Annotated in this window: 5 protein-coding genes; 3 read left to right on the top strand and 2 right to left on the bottom strand. The window is 46.2% G+C overall.

Annotated features, from left to right (window positions below; genetic code table 11):
- The first annotated feature begins 40 nt into the window (after positions 1–40).
- On the top strand, positions 41–1,030 hold the full coding sequence (locus B7X71_RS12275) for a malate dehydrogenase (RefSeq protein ID WP_215300881.1): 990 nt from the start codon (positions 41–43) through the stop codon (positions 1,028–1,030).
- Positions 1,031–1,042: 12 nt separating this feature from the next.
- Positions 1,043–1,411: a hypothetical protein gene (locus B7X71_RS12270; protein ID WP_293600870.1), complete on the top strand. Its 369-nt coding sequence runs from the start codon at positions 1,043–1,045 to the stop codon at positions 1,409–1,411.
- 81 nt (positions 1,412–1,492) lie between these two features.
- On the opposite strand, the gene B7X71_RS12265 is transcribed toward B7X71_RS12270, so the two are convergent.
- Together B7X71_RS12265 and yaaA are read right to left on the bottom strand one after the other, a co-directional pair.
- Positions 1,493–2,704 (bottom strand): DUF2863 family protein, encoded by a 1,212-nt coding sequence (locus tag B7X71_RS12265; RefSeq protein ID WP_293598917.1) that lies wholly within the window; start codon positions 2,702–2,704, stop codon positions 1,493–1,495.
- 11 nt (positions 2,705–2,715) lie between these two features.
- Positions 2,716–3,492 carry a peroxide stress protein YaaA gene (gene yaaA / locus B7X71_RS12260; protein WP_293600869.1) on the bottom strand — a complete coding sequence of 259 codons (777 nt, stop codon included), beginning with the start codon at positions 3,490–3,492 and terminating at the stop codon, positions 2,716–2,718.
- A 68-nt stretch (positions 3,493–3,560) separates the two neighbouring features.
- Here yaaA and B7X71_RS12255 point away from each other — a divergent pair.
- Positions 3,561–4,507 (top strand): methionine aminotransferase (locus B7X71_RS12255; RefSeq protein WP_293600868.1); only part of this gene is annotated, 947 nt, incomplete at its 3' end.

Below are 4,507 nucleotides of genomic sequence, written 5' to 3'. Positions count from 1 at the left end.
AAAAGATTTCATTAATTAACCTCAACTGGAGTTATTAGTAATGGCAAAAGCCCCAATGCGTGTTGCAGTCACCGGTGCAGCCGGTCAAATCGGTTATTCCCTCCTTTTTCGCATCGCTAATGGCGATTTATTAGGCAAAGATCAGCCAGTAATCCTCCAGTTACTAGAGATTCCAGACGAAAAGGCTCAAAAAGCCTTAGCTGGCGTGATGATGGAATTAGATGATTGCGCATTCCCATTGTTGGCTGGTATGACAGCCCACTCTGACCCGATGACTGCATTCAAGGATATTGATGTTGCCTTGTTGGTTGGTGCACGTCCTCGTGGCCCTGGCATGGAGCGCAAAGATTTGCTCTCAGCCAATGCTCAGATTTTTACTGCCCAAGGTAAAGCTTTAAATGCAGTAGCTAAGAAAACTGTGAAAGTATTAGTTGTTGGTAACCCAGCAAATACCAATGCATACATCGCCATGAAGTCTGCTCCAGATATTCCTGCAAAGAATTTCACTGCAATGTTGCGCCTCGATCACAACCGCGCGCTCTCTCAATTGGCTAGCAAACTCAATAAGCCAGTTGCTGATATTGAGAAATTGGTTGTTTGGGGTAACCACAGCCCAACAATGTACCCAGACTATCGTTTTGCAACAGTTGATGGCAAGTCTGTCAAAGACAGCATTAATGACCCAGCTTGGAATAAAGACACATTCATTCCTACAGTTGGCAAACGTGGCGCCGCCATTATTGAGGCTCGCGGTCTCTCTTCTGCAGCATCTGCTGCGAATGCAGCAATCGATCACATGCATGACTGGGTTCTGGGCACAAATGGCAAGTGGGTCACCATGGGCATTCCTTCCAAAGGTGAATATGGCATTCCAGCTGAAGTGATTTACGGCTACCCAGTCATTTGCGAAAATGGTGAATACAAAATGGTTGAAGGCTTAGAAATCGATGAGTTCTCACGTGAGCGCATGAATCACACATTGAACGAATTGCTTGAAGAGCAAGCAGGCGTTAAACACCTTCTTTCTTAAGGACTTTCATATATGAAGCGTACCCTTCTCCTCGTAAGCATGATGGCTGCTGGCTTTGTTAGCACAGCCGGTGCAAGCGAGGCAGTATCGACTTGGACTTGTAGCGAAAGCAAACAATTTAATACGACCGGGACCATGGAAAAGATTCGCCTAACCTGGCAATCCAAAACTTTTGAACTGGTTCGTGAAAATTCTCTGCCTGGAAGTTTGCGTTACAAAAATACTACTAGTGGGCATGATCTAGTGGTGCTCGGTAACAAGGCTATGCTTTTTAATATTAAGTCTGGAACTCGTCTTGCAGATTTCTGTCAAACCGCAGAAATGAAAAAGGGTGACCTTCCTCATTTATTCGCTGATGCGGAGCCATTTACGCAGAACTAAATCTTAGCTCTGACTCCACAATAAAAAAGCCGAGAATCTCTCGGCTTTTTTACTTTATAAGATTCAACGTAGACTGAAATGCTAATGAAATAAAGGCTGCTGGGTAGGCGCGTCATCAGGCAACTCTGCATGGATGGCGTCACCCGATCGATCTGGAAACAGAGGGGCTCCGCAATCATCACAAAGCTCTGGGTCAAATAGCATTGCATGACGGAAGACATCTTCAACACCCGCATCCCTAAGGGCGTCGGCGATTCGCTTCATCGGACTCTCATCGTCCGATAAATCATTCAGGGCATCATTAGCAACACTCTCTCGGTCGTATAAAGGCCAAATCACACCATATACAACTTCTGAAGAACCTTTTAAGCTAAATGAGATTCGATACTCGTCAGCTTGATCTTCACCGAATGCGCCAACGACGCAGGATAATCCAGCCGGAAGAACTCCAAGCGTACTTTCAAGAAAGTTCACGGCAGCCCGAATGCTTAATGGACGTACCTGCTTATCTGCCAATCGGCAATTTGTAAAATATGCTTCAGGTAATAAGAGCTCAAACTCGCAACCAGGCAAAAGTGCCGCAATAGGTTCTTGCATCATGTTTTGCCAACCTATCAAGCTGACGCCACGCTCTTGACGTGTTGGCGCATCAGCTTGCCACCGGAAAAGTGGTGAGCCAGAAGGTGCAGCAACAGCTGCAATAATAAAACGTGGATCAGCCAGAACTGCAATAGTCTCCGACATCTCTCGCAACTCTAATTTGACCTCACTAGCGCTAATAGCAGCGCTTGCTAAGGCCTCAGTAAGCAGGCGTGTTTGGCAATGTGAGTGTGGCATCTGATCAATGCTGTAAAGCCAGGGAACGATGGCTAAGCGTGCATCAGTGGAAGTGATTGAGCTATGTAATGCAGCGGCTGTAGATTCAATGACGCTCACTGAAAGAGCGCCAGAAGGAATCTGATAGCGGGTATGAGCAACAATAGGTAAAGCCAACAAAAGAACATCCCAGTTCTGGCCCTCATGCTCCATTAGCAAAGACTCAGCCAGGGTCTCAGCACAGTCTGCAAGTACCTCGAAGGCCACCGTATTAATTCGAAATGTTTGATCGAGAGCGGCATCAATCACATTTTGATTTTGGCTTTTGAGAAGACGCATTAGGCGAACATTTAAACGTTCCTCCCAAAACTGATCCTCAATGTGACTCCCGGAAGCTGCCAAGGAAATAGCGTCAGCAACTAGGCGCTCGACATCTGGTGAGGAGCGTTGCGAGGATTTAGTGCGATGAACAGCCATGAAGCACTCTCCTACTTTCTTTCGGGACGTTTAAATAGCGGCTTTTCTTCTGTAGATTCAGAGGCAACATATTTGTAACCATCTACATTGAAGCCATTTAGATCCACTGGATTAGATATACGGTTCTCGACCACATAGCGCGCCATCAAGCCCCTAGCCCGCTTGGCATAGAAGGAAATGATTTTGTATTTGCCGTCTTTGCCATCCTGAAATACGGGCGAGATGACTGGGCAATCCAAGTTCTTCGCCTGCAATACCTTAAAGTACTCTTCAGAGGCTAAATTGAGGAGAAAAGGCTTCTTCTGCTTCTCCAGCACTGCCTTTAAGGAGTTGGTTACACGCTCACCCCAAAACGCATATAAGTCTTTACCTCGAGCATTTTGAAAGGAGGTGCCCATTTCCAGGCGATAAGGCTGCATTAGATCCAGGGGGCGAAGTGCACCATACAAACCCGAAAGAATGCGAATATGGTCTTGCGCAAAATCAAGGGTCTTTTGATTTAGCGTCTTAACATCAAAACCATCATAAACGTCACCGTTAAAGGCGTAAATCGCTGGCCTACTATTTTCTTCAGTAAATTTCTTAGACCAGTCACGGTAGCGCCCCACATTCAGTGCAGCCAATTGATCTGACAGCCCCATGAGATTAGCGACCTCCTGAGGCGAGAGCTTCTTGAGATCCGCTATCAACTTTGCAGATTCAGAGACGAATTCCGGGAGAGTCGGAGCCTTGGCCTTGACCGGTGTTTTGTAATCTAAGGATTTAGCAGGTGAAAGGACGATCAACATGGCACAATTTGAGGATGAATAACTACCATTCTAGCGACTACCTACCTTATTTGCCCTAAACCGCCCGCATGAACCAAAATCCCCTACTGACGCCAGCATTTCCGAGTCGCCTACCAAAAGTAGGAACAACGGTATTTACAGTCATGTCGGCTCTCGCTACAGAGCATCAAGCTATTAACCTAGGGCAAGGCTTTCCAGACTTTCCATGTGATCGAGAGCTCATATCTCAAGTCAACTCAGCAATGCTGTCTGATCAAAATCAATATCCACCAATGATCGGGGTCGCTGAGTTACGTCACGGTGTATCGAAAAAAATATCCACTTTGTATGGTCATGACTACGATCCCGATACAGAAATTACTATCACCGCTGGAGGCACTCAAGGAATCCTGACGGCAATCTTGTCATGCGTGGGCGCTGGCGACGAAGTTGTCATCATCGAGCCTGCTTACGATAGCTATCGCCCTTCGATTGAGATGGCTAGTGGAAAAGTAATCGCTGTATCTTTGATTGCCAATCGTGATGATCAAGGCCGCGTTAATTCTTACTCAATACCTTGGGATGATTTGACCAAAGCAGTTAATCCAAAGACACGACTCGTCATCATCAACACTCCGCATAATCCAACTGGAATGATTTGGCAGAAGACCGATCTAGACCGCCTGGCAAATTTAGTGAGAGATACCAATGCGCTGATCTTAAGTGATGAGGTCTACGAGCATATGGTGTACGACGGACATCAACACGCCAGCATAGCCAGTCATCCTGAATTAGCGGCGCGAAGTTTCTTGATATCAAGTTTCGGTAAAACCTACCATGTCACCGGCTGGAAAGTAGGTTATGTAGCTGCACCTGCAGCGATGATGGCGGAGTTTCGCAAGATACATCAATTCAATGTCTTCACAGTAAACACGCCAATGCAATATGGTTTGGCCAAGTACCTTATGAATTCCGATCACTACTTAGGGCTGTCATCTTTTTATCAGGCTAAGCGGGATTTCTTTAGCAAAGGCTT

Source organism: Polynucleobacter sp. 39-46-10 (assembly GCF_002282275.1).
Note: the sequence above shows the minus strand (reverse complement) of the source record. Positions and strands in the feature narration are given on the sequence as shown.